General features: G+C 71.3%; 12 protein-coding genes. 4 read left to right on the top strand and 8 right to left on the bottom strand.

What is annotated here, in order from left to right; all coding sequences use genetic code 11:
* Positions 1-34: 34 nt before the first annotated feature.
* Genes ABZ297_RS09955 through ABZ297_RS09925 form a run of 7 tightly spaced genes read right to left on the bottom strand, consistent with a single transcriptional unit; the run spans position 35 to position 8,172 of the window.
* A complete protein-coding gene (locus tag ABZ297_RS09955; protein WP_355342317.1) occupies positions 35-2,095 on the bottom strand; it encodes a bifunctional aldolase/short-chain dehydrogenase in 2,061 nt (686 codons plus the stop codon).
* Positions 2,095-3,240, bottom strand: coding sequence for an L-rhamnose isomerase (gene rhaI, locus ABZ297_RS09950; RefSeq protein ID WP_355342314.1), 1,146 nt, complete (start codon positions 3,238-3,240; stop codon positions 2,095-2,097). Before rhaI ends, ABZ297_RS09955 begins: the two co-directional genes overlap by 1 nt.
* Entirely contained in the window at positions 3,237-3,563 is a 327-nt protein-coding gene (locus ABZ297_RS09945) for an L-rhamnose mutarotase (protein ID WP_355342311.1), read from the bottom strand. Before ABZ297_RS09945 ends, rhaI begins: the two co-directional genes overlap by 4 nt.
* 14 nt (positions 3,564-3,577) lie before the next feature.
* Positions 3,578-4,681: a rhamnose ABC transporter substrate-binding protein gene (gene rhaS, locus ABZ297_RS09940; protein ID WP_355342308.1), complete on the bottom strand. Its 1,104-nt coding sequence runs from the start codon at positions 4,679-4,681 to the stop codon at positions 3,578-3,580.
* A complete protein-coding gene (locus ABZ297_RS09935) occupies positions 4,678-5,634 on the bottom strand; it encodes an ABC transporter permease (RefSeq protein ID WP_355342304.1) in 957 nt (318 codons plus the stop codon). Before ABZ297_RS09935 ends, rhaS begins: the two co-directional genes overlap by 4 nt.
* Positions 5,627-6,679 carry an ABC transporter permease gene (locus tag ABZ297_RS09930; protein WP_355342301.1) on the bottom strand — a complete coding sequence of 351 codons (1,053 nt, stop codon included), beginning with the start codon at positions 6,677-6,679 and terminating at the stop codon, positions 5,627-5,629. The genes ABZ297_RS09935 and ABZ297_RS09930 overlap by 8 nt, the downstream gene beginning before the upstream one ends.
* The gene (locus ABZ297_RS09925) at positions 6,676-8,172 is read right to left on the bottom strand and encodes a sugar ABC transporter ATP-binding protein (RefSeq protein WP_355342298.1); all 1,497 of its coding nucleotides are present in this window, start codon (positions 8,170-8,172) and stop codon (positions 6,676-6,678) included. Before ABZ297_RS09925 ends, ABZ297_RS09930 begins: the two co-directional genes overlap by 4 nt.
* 122 nt (positions 8,173-8,294) lie before the next feature.
* Here ABZ297_RS09925 and ABZ297_RS09920 point away from each other — a divergent pair, with 122 nt between their 5' ends.
* From ABZ297_RS09920 to ABZ297_RS09905, 4 genes are read left to right on the top strand one after another with little or no spacing between them, the layout of a single operon-like run.
* On the top strand, positions 8,295-9,629 hold the full coding sequence (locus ABZ297_RS09920) for a rhamnulokinase family protein (protein ID WP_355342295.1): 1,335 nt from the start codon (positions 8,295-8,297) through the stop codon (positions 9,627-9,629).
* Positions 9,629-10,633: a substrate-binding domain-containing protein gene (locus tag ABZ297_RS09915; protein WP_355342292.1), complete on the top strand. Its 1,005-nt coding sequence runs from the start codon at positions 9,629-9,631 to the stop codon at positions 10,631-10,633. Before ABZ297_RS09920 ends, ABZ297_RS09915 begins: the two co-directional genes overlap by 1 nt.
* Positions 10,634-10,665: 32 nt before the next feature.
* Positions 10,666-11,229: a hypothetical protein gene (locus ABZ297_RS09910; protein ID WP_355342289.1), complete on the top strand. Its 564-nt coding sequence runs from the start codon at positions 10,666-10,668 to the stop codon at positions 11,227-11,229.
* A 28-nt stretch (positions 11,230-11,257) separates the two neighbouring features.
* Positions 11,258-11,863 carry a cyclodeaminase/cyclohydrolase family protein gene (locus tag ABZ297_RS09905; RefSeq protein WP_355342286.1) on the top strand — a complete coding sequence of 202 codons (606 nt, stop codon included), beginning with the start codon at positions 11,258-11,260 and terminating at the stop codon, positions 11,861-11,863.
* Positions 11,864-11,877: 14 nt separating this feature from the next.
* Here ABZ297_RS09905 and ABZ297_RS09900 read toward each other — a convergent pair whose 3' ends face one another.
* A complete protein-coding gene (locus ABZ297_RS09900; RefSeq protein WP_355342283.1) occupies positions 11,878-13,113 on the bottom strand; it encodes a transposase in 1,236 nt (411 codons plus the stop codon).
* Positions 13,114-13,172 lie beyond the last annotated feature (59 nt).

Raw genomic sequence — 13,172 nt, 5'->3', positions numbered from 1 at the left:
CGGCCGGGGGACGCCGCCGGCCCTGGGTGGCGGGTCAGCGCAGGAAGGCGGCGGCCACCCCGGCGTCCACCGGGACGTGCAGGCCGGTGGTCAGCGACAGGTCGCCGCCCGTCAGCGCGAACACCGCGGCGGCCACGTGCTCCGGCAGCACCTCCCGCTTGAGCAGGGTGCGCTGCGCATAGAAGGCGCCGAGCTGCTCCTCCTCCACTCCGTACACGGCCGCGCGGTTGGCGCCCCAGCCGGAGGCGAAGATCCCCGAGCCGCGGACCACGCCGTCGGGGTTGACGCCGTTCACGCGGATGCCGTACTCGCCCAGTTCGGCCGCGAGCAGCCGCACCTGGTGCGCCTGGTCGGCCTTGGCCGCGCCGTAGGCGACGTTGTTCGGCCCGGCGAACACCGCGTTCTTCGAGGAGATGTACACGATGTCACCCCCCATCGCCTGACTTATCAGGACTCGGGCGGCTTCGCGGGAGACGAGGAACGAGCCCCTGGCCATCACGTCGTGCTGGAGGTTCCAGTCGTCCAGCGTGGTCTCCAGGAGCGTGCGCGACAGCGACAGCCCGGCGTTGTTCACCACCAGGTCGACGCCGCCGAACGCGAGCACCGCCTGCCGCACCGCCTCGGCCACCTGCTCCTCGGACGTCACGTCCACCTGCACCGCCACGGCCACGTCGGACGTCCGGTGCGCGGCCGAGGCGAGCTCGGCGGCGACCTTCTCGGCGACCTTCTCGGCGGAGGCGAGATCGCGGTCGGCGAGCACCACGCAGGCGCCCTCGGCGGCCAGCCGCCTGGCGGTCGCCGCGCCGATGCCCGAGCCGGCCCCCGTCACCAGGGCCACGCGCCCGGCGAGCGGCCTGGGGGCGGGCATGCGGCGCAGCTTGGCCTCCTCCAGCTCCCAGTACTCGATGCGGAACTTCTCCGCCTCGTCGATCGGCTGGTAGCTGGACAGGGCCTCGGCCCCGCGCATCACGTTGATCGCGTTGACGTAGAACTCGCCGGCGACCCTGGCGGTCTGCTTGTCCTTGCCGAAGCTGAACATGCCGACCCCGGGCACCAGCACGACGGCCGGGTCCGCGCCGCGCATCGCGGGTGAGCCGTCGGTGGCGTGGCGCCGGTAGTAGGCGGCGTAGTCCTCGCGGTAGCGGGCGTGCAGCTCGCGCAGCCGCACCAGGACGTCGTCGAGCGGCGCGTCCGGCGGCAGGTCGACGACGAGCGGCGCGACCTTGGTGCGCAGGAAGTGGTCGGGGCAGGAGGTGCCGAGCGCGGCCAGGCGGGGGTGCTCGGCGCGGGCCAGGAAGTCGAGCACCTCGGGCGTGTCGGTGTAGTGGCCGACCTGGCGGGCGTCCGTGCTCGCCAGCCCCCTGATCACGGGGAACAGCGCGGCGGCGCGCAGGCGGCGCTCGCCCGCGGGCAGCGGCTCGTGGACCACCGGGCCGAACGGCTCGGGACGGCCGTGCTCGGCGATGTGCCGCTCCGCCGTCCGGATGATCTCCAGGGAGTTGGCCTCGCACTCCGCGCTGGTCGCGCCCCAGGCGGTGATGCCGTGGCCGCCCAGGACGCAGCCGATGGCCTGCGGGTTGTCCGCCTTGATCGCGGCGATGTCCAGGCCCAGCTGGAAGCCGGGACGCCGCCACGGCACCCAGACGACCCGATCGCCGAAGATCTGCTCGGTGAGCGCGGGCCCGTCGGCGGCCGTGGCCAGCGCGATGCCCGAGTCGGGGTGCAGATGGTCCACGTGGGGGGCGTCGACCAGGGCGTGCATGGCGGTGTCGATGGACGGCGCGGCGCCGCCCTTGCCGTGCAGGCAGTAGTCGAACGCGGCGACCATCTCGTCCTCGCGCTCCACGCCGGGGTAGACCTCGGTCAGCGCCCTGACCCGGTCGAGCCGCAGCACGGCCAGGCCGGCGGCGGTGAGCGTGCCGAGGTCGCCGCCCGAGCCCTTCACCCACATCAGCTCGACGTCCCCGCCCGTCACCGGATCGGGCGCGCTCGCCTTGGCGGAGGCGTTGCCGCCCGCGTAGTTGGTGTTGCGCGGGTCCGCGCCGAGGGCGTGCGCCCGTCCGAGCAGGTCTCTCACGGCGTCGTTGTCGTGCATCAGGCCCCCCAGCCTGCCTGGGCGCCGCCCACGCGGTCGGCGACGATCTTCTCGGAGTATCCGGACCGGGCGTAGGCGGCCATCGGGTCGGGCGCGAGGCCCATCTCCTGCCGCAGCTCCGCGAGCAGCGGCCGGACGTCGGTGTTGTAGGCGTCCATGAGGACGGCGTTCGCGCCGAGCACGTCGCCCGCCCGCTGGGCGGCGGCGAGCGCGTCGCGGTCCACGAGCAGCGCCTTGGCAGTGGCCTCCTGGACGTTCATCACCGAGCGGATCTGGCCGGGGATCTTGGGCTCGATGTTGTGGCACTGGTCGAGCATGAACGCGGTCTCGTCGGTGAACCCGCCGCCGCCGATGACCTCGAACATGATCCGGAAGAGCTGGAACGGGTCGGCGGCGCCCACCATGAGGTCGTCGTCGGCGTAGAAGCGCGAGTTGAAGTCGAACCCGCCGAGCTTGCCCTCCCGCAGCAGGAACGCCACGATGAACTCGATGTTGGTGCCGGGCGCGTGGTGGCCGGTGTCGACGACGACCTGCGCCTTGGGGCCCAGCTTCAGGCAGTGGGCGTAGGCGCTTCCCCAGTCGGGCAGGTCGGTCATGTAGAAGGCGGGCTCGAACAGCTTGTACTCCAGCAGGAACCGCTGGCCGTCGCCGAGCCGCTCGTACACGCTCGCCAGGGCTTCGGCGAGGCGGTCCTGGCGGGCGCGCAGGTCATCCTGGCCGGGGTAGTTGGTGCCGTCGGAGAACCACAGTTTGAGGGTGTCGGACCCGGTCTGGTCCATGATGTCCACGCACTCCAGCAGGTGGCCGAGCGCCTTGCGGCGGACGGCCGGGTCCGGATGCGTGACGCTGCCGAGCTTGTAGTCGTCGTCCTGGAACACGTTGCTGTTGATCGCCCCGATGCCCACGCCGAGCTCGGCCGCGTGCCTGGCCAGGTCCGCGTAGGAGTCGACCCGGTCCCACGGGATGTGCAGCGCGACGGTCGGCGCGACGCCGGTGTACCGGTGCACCTGGGCGGCGTCGGCCAGCTTCTCGTAGGGGTCGCGGGGCACGCCCTGCTGGGCGAACACCTTGAACCTCGTGCCGGAGTTCCCGTACGCCCAGGACGGCGTCTCGATGCGCTGCCGGCGCAACAAATCCTTGATCATTTATCCCCGATTCCATCCAGATGGAAGACTTCGGCCAGCCTGACCAGCCCCTCGTCGGGCCGTCCCCGCTCGAAGAACTCCGCCATCTCCGCCTGCCAGCGCCTGTTCACGTCGGTGGCGGCCATGGCCGCCTGCGCCGCCTCGAAGTCGTCGGCCTCCAGGTAGCCGACGAGCAGCCCGTCGGCGGCGAGGAAGAGCGAGTAGTCGCGCCACCCTGCCTTCTGGAGGGCGTCGAGCATCTCGGGCCAGACGTGCCGGTGGCGCTCCCGGTACTCCTCCATCCGTTCGGGCCGTACTTTCAGTACGAAACACACCCGTTCCACAGGAACCTCTCTGCTCAGAAGTCGAACTGGTCGATGTTGGCGGCGTCGAAGGTGAACGGGGGGCCGAGGATGATCTCGCCGTTCTCGCCGATCGTGCGCTCCCCGAGCTTGCCCGCCTTGAACGTCTCGCCCTCGGCGCCCGTGATCTGCCCCGAGACCAGTGCCGCCGCCGCGTAGGAGGCCAGATAGCCGAGGTCCTTCGGGTTCCACAGGGCGAACTTCTCGACGGTGCCGTCCTTGACGAACTGCCGCATCTGGTTGGGCGTGCCCAGGCCGGTGAGCACGACCTTGCCCTTGTACTTGGAGCCGGAGATGTAGCGCGCCGCCGCCGACACGCCGACCGTGGTCGGGGAGATGATGCCCTTCAGGTCGGGATAGGCCTGCAGCAGGCCCTGCGTCTGGGTGAAGGACTTCTGGTCGTCGTCGTCCCCGTAGGCCACCTTGACCAGCTTCATGTCCTTGTACTCGGGTTTGGTCAGCTCGTCCTTCATGAAGGTGATCCAGGTGTTCTGGTTGGTGGCGTTCGCGGTGGCCGACAGGATGGCGATCTCGCCCTCGCCGCCGATCAGCTGCGACAGCAGCTTGACCTGGCTGCGCCCGACCTCTTCCGAGCTGGCCTGGTTGATGAACAGGTCGCGGCACTGCGGGGAGGCGTCGGAGTCGTAGGCGACGATCTTGATGCCCTTGGCGCGGGCCTGCTGGAGCGGCCCGCAGACGGCGTTGGCGTCGTTGGCGGCGATGAGGATGGCGTCGTGGCCCTGCTGGGTCAACGTGTTGATGTAGGAGATCTGCGAGGACGCCGAAGCGTCGGACGGCCCGACCTCCTTGGCCGCCCCCTGGTACTCCTTGGCCGCCTCGATGCCCGCGTTGTCGACGATCGTCTCGTAGGGGTTGTTGATCTGCTTGGGGAGGAATGCCAGCTTGATCCCCTGCTTCATGGGGGCGTTCGGATCGGCCTTGGCCGCCGAGGACGAGGCGGTGCTCAAGGGGGCCGGCGCGGGGGCCGAGGTGACGGACGACTTGGTGGTGCCCCCGCAGGCCGCCAGGCTCAGGGCGAGCAGCGCGGCGGCGCCGGTAGAGGCGAGGCTGGAGGCGAGGGTGGAACGCAGCGGGATCATGAGGTTCCTTTCAAGGCCGGCCTGACCAGGGAGACGAGGCGGGGGGTGAGCACCGACACGATGAGGAGCAGCCCGGTGACGATCGACTGGATCTCGGTCGAGACGTCGCCGAGCATCAGCAGGTTCCGCAGCAGCCCGATGAGCAGCACTCCGGCGATGACGCCGCCGAGGGTGCCCTTGCCACCGTCGAAGTCGACGCCGCCGAGCAGCACGGCGGCGATCACGGCCAGTTCGATGCCCACGCCGTTGTCGGCGCGGGCGGAGCCGTACCTGAGCGTGAAGACGATCCCGGCGAAGGCGGCGACCGTCCCGGAGACCACGAACAGCAGGAGCTTGACGCGCTTGACGCGGATCCCGGCGAAGAAGGCGGCCTGCTGCTGCGCGCCGATGGCGTACAGCGCGCGGCCGAAGCCGGTGGCGTGCAGCACCACCCCGACGATCGCGGCCAGCAGGGCGAACAGCGCGATCGGGTACGGGATCGGCGTGCCCGGCACGTCGTCCACTGCGAGAGAGACGTACGACGGCGGGAACTGGGCCACGGCCCGGTCGCCGAGGACGACGTAGGCCAGGCCGCGGTAGAGGGCGAGGGTGCCGATCGTGACGGCCAGCGACGGCAGGCCGAGCCGGGTCACCAGCAGCCCGTTCACCAGCCCGCACCCGGCTCCGACGACCACGACGAGCGGGATGATCGTCTCGATCGGCAGACCGCCGTCCCACAGCGCGCCGACCAGCGCGCTCGACAGCCCCAGTACGGACGCGACCGACAGGTCCACCTCGGCGGCGACCACCAGCATCGTCATGGCCAGCGCGATCAGCGCGATCTCGCCCAGGTCGCCGAGCGCGAACGACAGGTTCCCCGCCGTGGCGAAGCTGGGCGAGGCGAGCGAGCCGACGGCGACGACGGCGACCAGCAGCGCGCCCACCAGCACGTCCCAGCGCAGCACCCTAGCCATGGCGGCTCCTGTTCCTGAGCAGCCGGGCGACCCTGAGGGCGAGCACCCGGTCGACGCTGATCGCGAGCAGCAGCAGCGCCCCGGTGACGGCCTGCTGCCAGAACGGGTTGACCCGCAGCACCACGAGCGCGCTGCCGATGGTGGTCAGCAGCAGTGCGCCGAGCGCCGCCCCGTACACGCTGCCGACGCCGCCGGTGATCGCGACGCCGCCGACCACCACGGCGCTGACCACGAGCAGCTCCCAGCCGTGCGCGGAGTCGGCGACGACCGTGCCGAACCTGGCCAGCCAGAGCACCCCGGCCAGCCCGGCGAGGCAGCCGCTGACCAGGTAGCCGGCCAGGACCCTGCGCCGCACGGGGACGCCCGCCAGTCGGGCGGCCTCCGGGCTGGAGCCGATCGCGTAGAACTCCCGCCCGCTCGGGTAGGAGCGCAGGTAGTAGCCGATCACCAGCATGATCACGAGTGTGACCAGCGGCAGGTACGGCAGGCCGAGCACGCTGCCGTTGCCGAGCGCGAGCAGCGCCGGGGGCAGGTCCACCGCGTTGATCTGGCGGCCGTGGGCGATGTAGTGGTCGACGCCCTGGATCACGTAGAGCGTGCCGAGCGTGACCACCAGGGCCGGCACCCGGCAGAAGCTGACCAGCAGCCCGTTGAGCAGGCCGCAGGCGGCGCCGATCGCCACCCCGAGCAGCACGCCGGTCACGACGCCGCCGCCTCTCGCCAGCAGGTCGCCCGTCACGAACGCGACCAGCCCGACCACGGAGCCGACGGACAGGTCCAGGTTGCGGGTGATCACCACCATCGACTGGCCGACGGCCAGCAGCGCGAGGATGGCGGTGTTGAGCAGGATGTCCTCGATGCCCTGGCCTGACAGGAAGTTGCCGTTGACTCCCGCGGTCACGGCGACCAGCACGGCCAGCGCGACCACCAGGCTCAGCTCGCGGGCCCGGAACACGAGGTCGACCAGGCCGCGAGCACTTCGCCGCGCGGCAGGGCCTGCCTTCTGTCCGGGGCCTGACCCGGCGCGGGCCGTGGGGGCGCTCACGCGGCCCGTCCCGTGGCGGCGGTCATCACGCTCTCCTCGGTCGCGTCCGCGCGGGGGATCTCCGCCGTCAACCGTCCCTCGTGCATGACCAGCACCCGGTCGGCCATGCCGAGCACCTCGGGCAGGTCGGACGAGATCATCAGGACGGCGATCCCCTGCCCGGCCAGCTCCGACAGCAGCCGGTGCACCTCGGCCTTGGTGCCGACGTCGATGCCGCGCGTCGGCTCGTCCACGATCAGCACGGACGGCGCCGTGGCCAGCCACTTGGCCAGCACGACCTTCTGCTGGTTGCCGCCCGACAGCACCCCGACCCCGTCGCTGAGCCTGGCGAACTTGAGCCGCAGCCGCACGGCCCAGTCCCTGGCCCGGTCGCGCTCGGCGGCCCGCGAGATCGTCGGCCCCCTGCGCAGGGCGCGCAGCCCGGTCAGGCCGATGTTGCGCTCGATCGACAGCTCCATGACCAGCCCCTGCTGGCGGCGGTCCTCCGGGACGAGGGCCAGGCCGGCGCCCATCGCGGCCGTGGGGCTGCCCGGAGGCAGTCGCACGCCGTCCACGTGGACGGAGCCGGCGTCCCAGCGGTCGATGCCGAAGATCGCCCTGACGACCTCGCTGCGCCCGGCCCCGACCAGCCCGGCCAGCGCGACGATCTCGCCGCGCCGCACCTGGAAGGAGACGTCGGTGAAGACGCCCTCGCGGGTCAGCCGCTCCACCTGAAGGGCGACCTCGCCGGGGGTGGTGTCCTGCTTGGGGTAGAGGGCGCCGAGGTCGCGGCCCACCATGCGGCGGACCAGGTCGTCGTGCGTCAGCCCCGCGACCGGCTCGCTGGCGATCCACGCGCCGTCGCGCAGGGTGGTGACCCGCTGGCACAGGGCGAAGATCTCGTCCAGCCGGTGCGAGATGAACAGGATCGCGCACCCGTGCTCGCGCAGCGCCTCGACCACCGAGAACAGCCGGGCGACCTCGTTGCCTGACAGGGCGGCCGTCGGCTCGTCCATGACCAGGACGCGGGCGTCGCGGGAGAGGGCCTTGGCGATCTCGACGAGCTGCTGGTCGGCGATCGACAGGCCGCGCGCCGGCTGGTCCGGGTCGAGCGCGACGCCGAGTCGTCCGAACAGCTCGCGGGTCTGGGCGCGCATGGCCGCGCGGTCGATGCGGCCCAGGCTCGCGCGGGGCTGGCGGCCCATGAAGATGTTCTCGGCGACCGGCAGGTCAGGGAAGAGCGTCGGCTCCTGGTAGATGACGGCGACGCCGGCCTGCTGGGCGTCGGCGGGCCCGGCGAAGACGACCGGGCCGCCGTCGAGCAGGACCTGCCCGCTGTCGGGCCGGTGCACCCCCGCGAGGGTCTTGACGAGGGTGGACTTGCCCGCGCCGTTCTCCCCCGCCAGGGCGTGCGCCTCGCCGGCGAACAGCTCCAGCGACACCTGGCGCAGGGCCCGCACGGCCCCGAACGACTTGCTGACGTTCGCGAGCGCGAGTGTGGGGGGAGCACCCATGCCGCCTCCCGGCAACAAACGTTTTAACAACAGTTCCCCGGAATGTAGGCCCTTCACCAGCGGTCGTCAATGGGCCAACCGCCCTTATGGCGCATTCGTGATTGTTACGTTTTAATCGGTTCGTGCGATTCACCGCCGTGGACCTGGGCGCCTCAAGTGGGCGCGTGATGACTGCCGAGTTCTCCGCCGGACGGGTGGCGCTGTCGCAGGCGCACCGCTTCCCCAACCGGCCCGTCCGCGTGGCGGGCACGCTGCACTGGGACGTCCTGGCGCTCTACCGGGACGTGCTGGACGGCCTGCGCGCGGCGGGCCCCGCCGAGTCCGTCGGCATCGACTCGTGGGGCGTGGACTACGGCCTGCTCGACGCCCGCGGCGCGCTGGTCGGCAACCCGGTGCACTACCGCGACGCCCGCACCGAGCACGTCACCGAGCGCGCCGACCCGTACCCGGTGACGGGGCTGCAGTTCCTCCGCTTCAACACCGTCAACCAGCTGCTCAACGACGACCTCGGCCGGGCCGATACGCTGCTGCTGATCCCCGACCTGCTCGGCTACTGGCTGAGCGGCTCCGCGGGCACGGAGCGCACCAACGCCTCCACCACCGGCCTGTACGACGTGACCCGCCGCGACTGGGCCTGGGACCTCATCGCCGAGCTCGGCCTGCCCCGCCGGATCTTCGGCCCGATCACCGAGGGCGCCGCCGGCCCGCTGCGGGAGGACGTCGCCGAGGAGGTCGGCTACCCCACCACCGTCACCAAGGTCGCCTCGCACGACACCGCCTCGGCCGTGGTCGCGGTCCCCGCCACGACCGGCGACTTCGCCTACATCTCCTGCGGCACCTGGTCCCTGGTGGGCGTCGAGCTGCCGTCGCCCGTCCTGACCGAGGACAGCCGGCTGGCCAACTTCACCAACGAGGCCGGGATCGACGGCACCACCCGCTACCTGCGCAACGTCATGGGCCTGTGGATCCTCCAGGAGTGCCTGCGCGCCTGGGGCGACCCCGACCTGGAGCCGCTCCTGGACGCCGCCGGCCGGACCGGCACCGACACCGTCATCGACCCCGACGACCCGGCGTTCCTCCCGCCGGGCGACATGCCCGCCCGCATCGCCGCCTACTGCGCCCGCACCGGGCAGCGCGCACCGGAGGGCCGGGCGCAGGTCGTACGATGCATCCTGCAGAGCCTCGCCCTCGCCTACCAGCGCGCCATCGCCGACGCGGTGCGGCTGAGCGGGCGGCGGGTCGAGGTCGTGCACCTGGTCGGGGGCGGGTCGCGCAACGCGTTACTGTGCAGGCTCACGGCCGAGGCGACCGGCCTTCCCGTGGTGGCGGGCCCGGTCGAGGCGACCGCGCTGGGCAACGCGCTCGTCCAGGCGCGGGCGCGCGGCCTGGTCGGCGACCTGGCCGAGATGCGGGAGCTGGTACGGCGGAACGCTGGTGTGCGGACATGGGAGCCCTGATGAGCACGGTGAGCATCAAGGACGTCGCGGCGATGGCCGGCGTGTCGCCCGGCACGGTGTCCAACGTGCTGAACCGTCCCGAGAAGGTCGCCGCGGCCACCCGGGTCAGGGTCGAGGCCGCGATCAGGGACCTGGGCTTCGTCCGGCACGGCTCGGCGTCCACGCTGCGCGCCGGCCACAGCCGCACGGTCGGGCTGTCGGTGATCGACATCGGCAACCCGTTCTTCACCGACGTCGCCGCCGGGGTCGAGGACGTCGCGAGCGAGCGCGGCTACGCGGTGATCCTCGGCAACTCCTCGGGCAGCCGGGTCAAGGAGGAGCACAACCTGCTGGTCTTCGCCGAGCAGCGGGTGCGCGGGGTGCTGATCACGCCGTCCGACGAGGACCCGCACCGGCTCCACCGGCTGCGCGAGCGCGGCATCTGCGTGGTGCTCGTCGACCATCCCGCCGAGGGGGCCGACCAGTGCGCGGTCGCGGTCAACGACGTCACGGGCGGCGCGATGGCCGTCTCGCACCTGCTGGAGGGCGGCGCGGAGCGCATCGGCTACGTGACGGGCCCGGCGACGATCCGGCAGTGCCAGGACCGGCGACGCGGCGCGGAACGGACCCTGGCGGCGGCCGGGCGCGATCCGCTGACCCTGCGCGAGGTGGCGATGCCGGCGATGACCGCGAAGGCGGGCCAGCAGGCGGCCGAGAAGCTGCTGGCCCAGGGCGACCTGCCCGACGCGCTGTTCTGCGCCAACGACCTGCTGGCGCTCGGCATGCTGCGCGGCCTGCTCCAGGCGGGGGTCAGGGTTCCCGACGACGTCTCACTGATCGGCTACGACGACATCGACTTCGCCTCGGCCTCGACCGTCTCGCTGACCTCGGTCAGGCAGCCCACCTACCAGCTCGGACGGGTCGCGACCGAACTCCTCCTCGACGAGTGCGACAACCCCGGCACGCACGCCCACCAGCAGATCATGTTCCAGCCGGACCTCGTCGTCCGGGAGTCCACGCGGTAGGTTGTGGCCTAACCGACAAACGGGGGTTGATCATGACAAATGGCGCACGTCATGCGCTCGGAGTGCTCGCCGGGCTGCTCTTCCCTCCGCTGATCGCCGCCGGGCTGATGTTCGGGATCGGCGACACCACCACCCAGTACCAGCAGTTCGTCGTCTCCTGGCTCGGGCTCGCCGTGGTGGCCCTCAGCGCGATCCTGCTGGCCTTCCTGCTCGGCTCGCGGGTGTCGCCCATCGCCTCGCTCATGGGCGGCCTCGCCTACACCGCGCTCGGCCTGGTGCCGTGGATCGAGATGCAGGGCGTGCGGGTCCTTCCCGACGACTTCATCGGCGGCAGCCTCCGGGTCGGCTTCCAGACCCTGCTCTACAGCGGGACCTTCTTCCTGCTCGGCGTGGCGATGCTGGTGGTGTCGGCGTTCCCGTCGAGATGGCGTGGCGCGCGACCCGCCATGGCCGCCCCGCAGCACGCCCACGACCACGGGATGCCCTCGCCGTACCCCCCGCCGCCGCACACGTCGCCGTTCCACACGGCGCCGCCTCACCCGTCGCCGTACTCGACGCTGCCGGAGGACGCCACGCGGCCGATGCACCGCGAGTGAGACCGAGGTCGCCTGGCAGAATGCCGCCATGCGCGACACAAGGATCGTCGACTTCCTGAACCAGTTGGCCGCCCACGTACCGGCGCCGGGAGGGGGAGCCACCGCGGCCCTGCACGCGGCGCAGGCCGCCGCGCTGCTCGGCATGGTGGCCCGCTACACGACCGGGGAGAAGTACGTCAAGCACTCGGAGCTCGTCGTGAGCGTGATCGCCGAGACCGACGCGCTGAGGGCCAAGGCGCTGCGGCTGGGCGAGGAGGACGCGGCGGCGTTCACCGCCGTCGCCGACGCCTACCGGATGCCCAAGGGCGACGAGCGCAGCGCGGCGATCGCCGCGGCGCTGGTGGGGGCGGCCGAGCCGCCCGCCCGGGTGGTCGAGGCCGCGTCCCGGCTGGTCGAGCTCTGCGAGGTGCTGCTGCCGATCGGCAACCGCAACGTCATCACGGACGTGGCCGCCGCCGCCGACGCGGCCCGCGCCGCGCTGACCACGGCCAGGGTGAACGTCGAGATCAACGTGAAGGGCATCAAGGACGAGCGGGCCGCGGAGCAGCTGCGCGCCAGGATGGCGGGGGTGGATCCGGCCGTCGCCAGGGCCGACTGGGTGACCGCCCAGGTGCGCGAGGAGATCAACGCTTGACTTCCTCCCCCTCACTAAAGGAGGGGAGTTCCCACCCTCGCAGGTGAGGTTTCCTGCTTCGCAGCCGACTGCACCCGGGAGGGCCCGGTATGTCTCACGTCAGCTCCACAGGCGGATACCGCTTGACCAGCGGCCAGAATGTTCTTGGCGGCGTTGGTGTCCCGGTCGTGCCAGGTGCCGCAGGACGGGCAGTGCCACGTCCGGGTGTCGAGGGAGAGTTCGGCGAGCAGGTGCCCGCACGCCGAGCAGGTCTTGCTGGAGGGGTACCAGCGGTCGATCATGATCAGGTGCCGCCCGTGCTTGGCGCTCTTGTACTGCAGTTGGCGCCGGAACTCGCCCCATCCGCAGTCGGAGATGACCCGCGCCAGGCTACGGTTGCGGACCATGTTCTGCACGGCCAGGTCCTCGATCACGATCAGGTCGTGCTCGCGCACCAGGCGGGCGCTGGTCTTGTGCAGGAAATCGGCGCGGGCGTCACGGACCTTGGTGTGCGCGCGGGCGACCTTCGCCTTCGCCTTGTTCCTGTTGTTCGAGCCGCGCTGTTTACGGGCCATGCGCCGCTGGTAGCGGGCCAGATTCTTCGCCTTGCGTTCCAAATGACGGGGGTTGGCGATGCGTTTCCCGGTGGACAGGACCGCGAAGTCTTTGACGCCCAGGTCCACGCCGACGGCCGAGCCGATGGCCGGAGCCTGCCCGCCTTCGTCGGTGGTCTCGTCAACGGTTTCCGTGGTCTCATCGGCGGTTTCGACGGCGAAGGAGGCGTGCCAGCGGCCATCGGGATCGCGGGAGACGGTCACCGTCGTCGGGTTCAGCGTGGCAAGATCCACCTCGGGCCAGGACCACACGAATTCGACCGGCGCGTCCATCTTGGCCAGGAACAGCCGTCCATGCCTCCAGCGGAACGCCGAGCGTGTGTAGGTCGCCGACTGCTTGCCATGCCGGGACTTGAACCGGGGATAGCGGGCGCGTCCGGCGAAGAAGTTCACGAACGCCGTGTACTGGTGCCGCAACGTCTGCTGCAACGGCACGCAGGAGACCTCGAACAGGAACCCGAACTCGGGGTCACGCTTCAGCTCGGTCAGGTACCGGTTGCTCTGCGCATAGGACGTCGTGACCCCCTCAGCGCGGTAGCGATGCTGCCGCCACGCCAGCGTCTTGTTCCACACCAGACGTACGCAGCCGAACGTGCGGTTCAGCACCGCAGCCTGTTCCGGGGTGGGGTAGACCCGCACCTTGTACGCCGTGCGCACGATCGCATTTTGCCGCAGCACAGAAAGATCCATAAGGGAAAGGGAAAAGGTGACGTTAT

It is taken from the genome of Nonomuraea sp. NPDC005983 (assembly GCF_040614375.1).
Classification (GTDB): domain Bacteria; phylum Actinomycetota; class Actinomycetes; order Streptosporangiales; family Streptosporangiaceae; genus Nonomuraea.
Note: the sequence above shows the minus strand (reverse complement) of the source record. Positions and strands in the feature narration are given on the sequence as shown.

Bases quoted from the DNA above. Each gene is read 5' to 3' on its own strand.
- ABZ297_RS09955 (WP_355342317.1), bottom strand. From the start codon at position 2,095: ATGCACGACAACGACGCCGTGAGAGACCTGCTCGGACGGGCGCACGCC.
- rhaI (WP_355342314.1), bottom strand. From the start codon at position 3,240: ATGATCAAGGATTTGTTGCGCCGGCAGCGCATCGAGACGCCGTCCTGG.
- rhaS (WP_355342308.1), bottom strand. From the start codon at position 4,681: ATGATCCCGCTGCGTTCCACCCTCGCCTCCAGCCTCGCCTCTACCGGC.
- ABZ297_RS09935 (WP_355342304.1), bottom strand. From the start codon at position 5,634: ATGGCTAGGGTGCTGCGCTGGGACGTGCTGGTGGGCGCGCTGCTGGTC.
- ABZ297_RS09925 (WP_355342298.1), bottom strand. From the start codon at position 8,172: ATGGGTGCTCCCCCCACACTCGCGCTCGCGAACGTCAGCAAGTCGTTC.
- ABZ297_RS09915 (WP_355342292.1), top strand. From the start codon at position 9,629: ATGAGCACGGTGAGCATCAAGGACGTCGCGGCGATGGCCGGCGTGTCG.
- ABZ297_RS09910 (WP_355342289.1), top strand. From the start codon at position 10,666: ATGACAAATGGCGCACGTCATGCGCTCGGAGTGCTCGCCGGGCTGCTC.
- ABZ297_RS09905 (WP_355342286.1), top strand. From the start codon at position 11,258: ATGCGCGACACAAGGATCGTCGACTTCCTGAACCAGTTGGCCGCCCAC.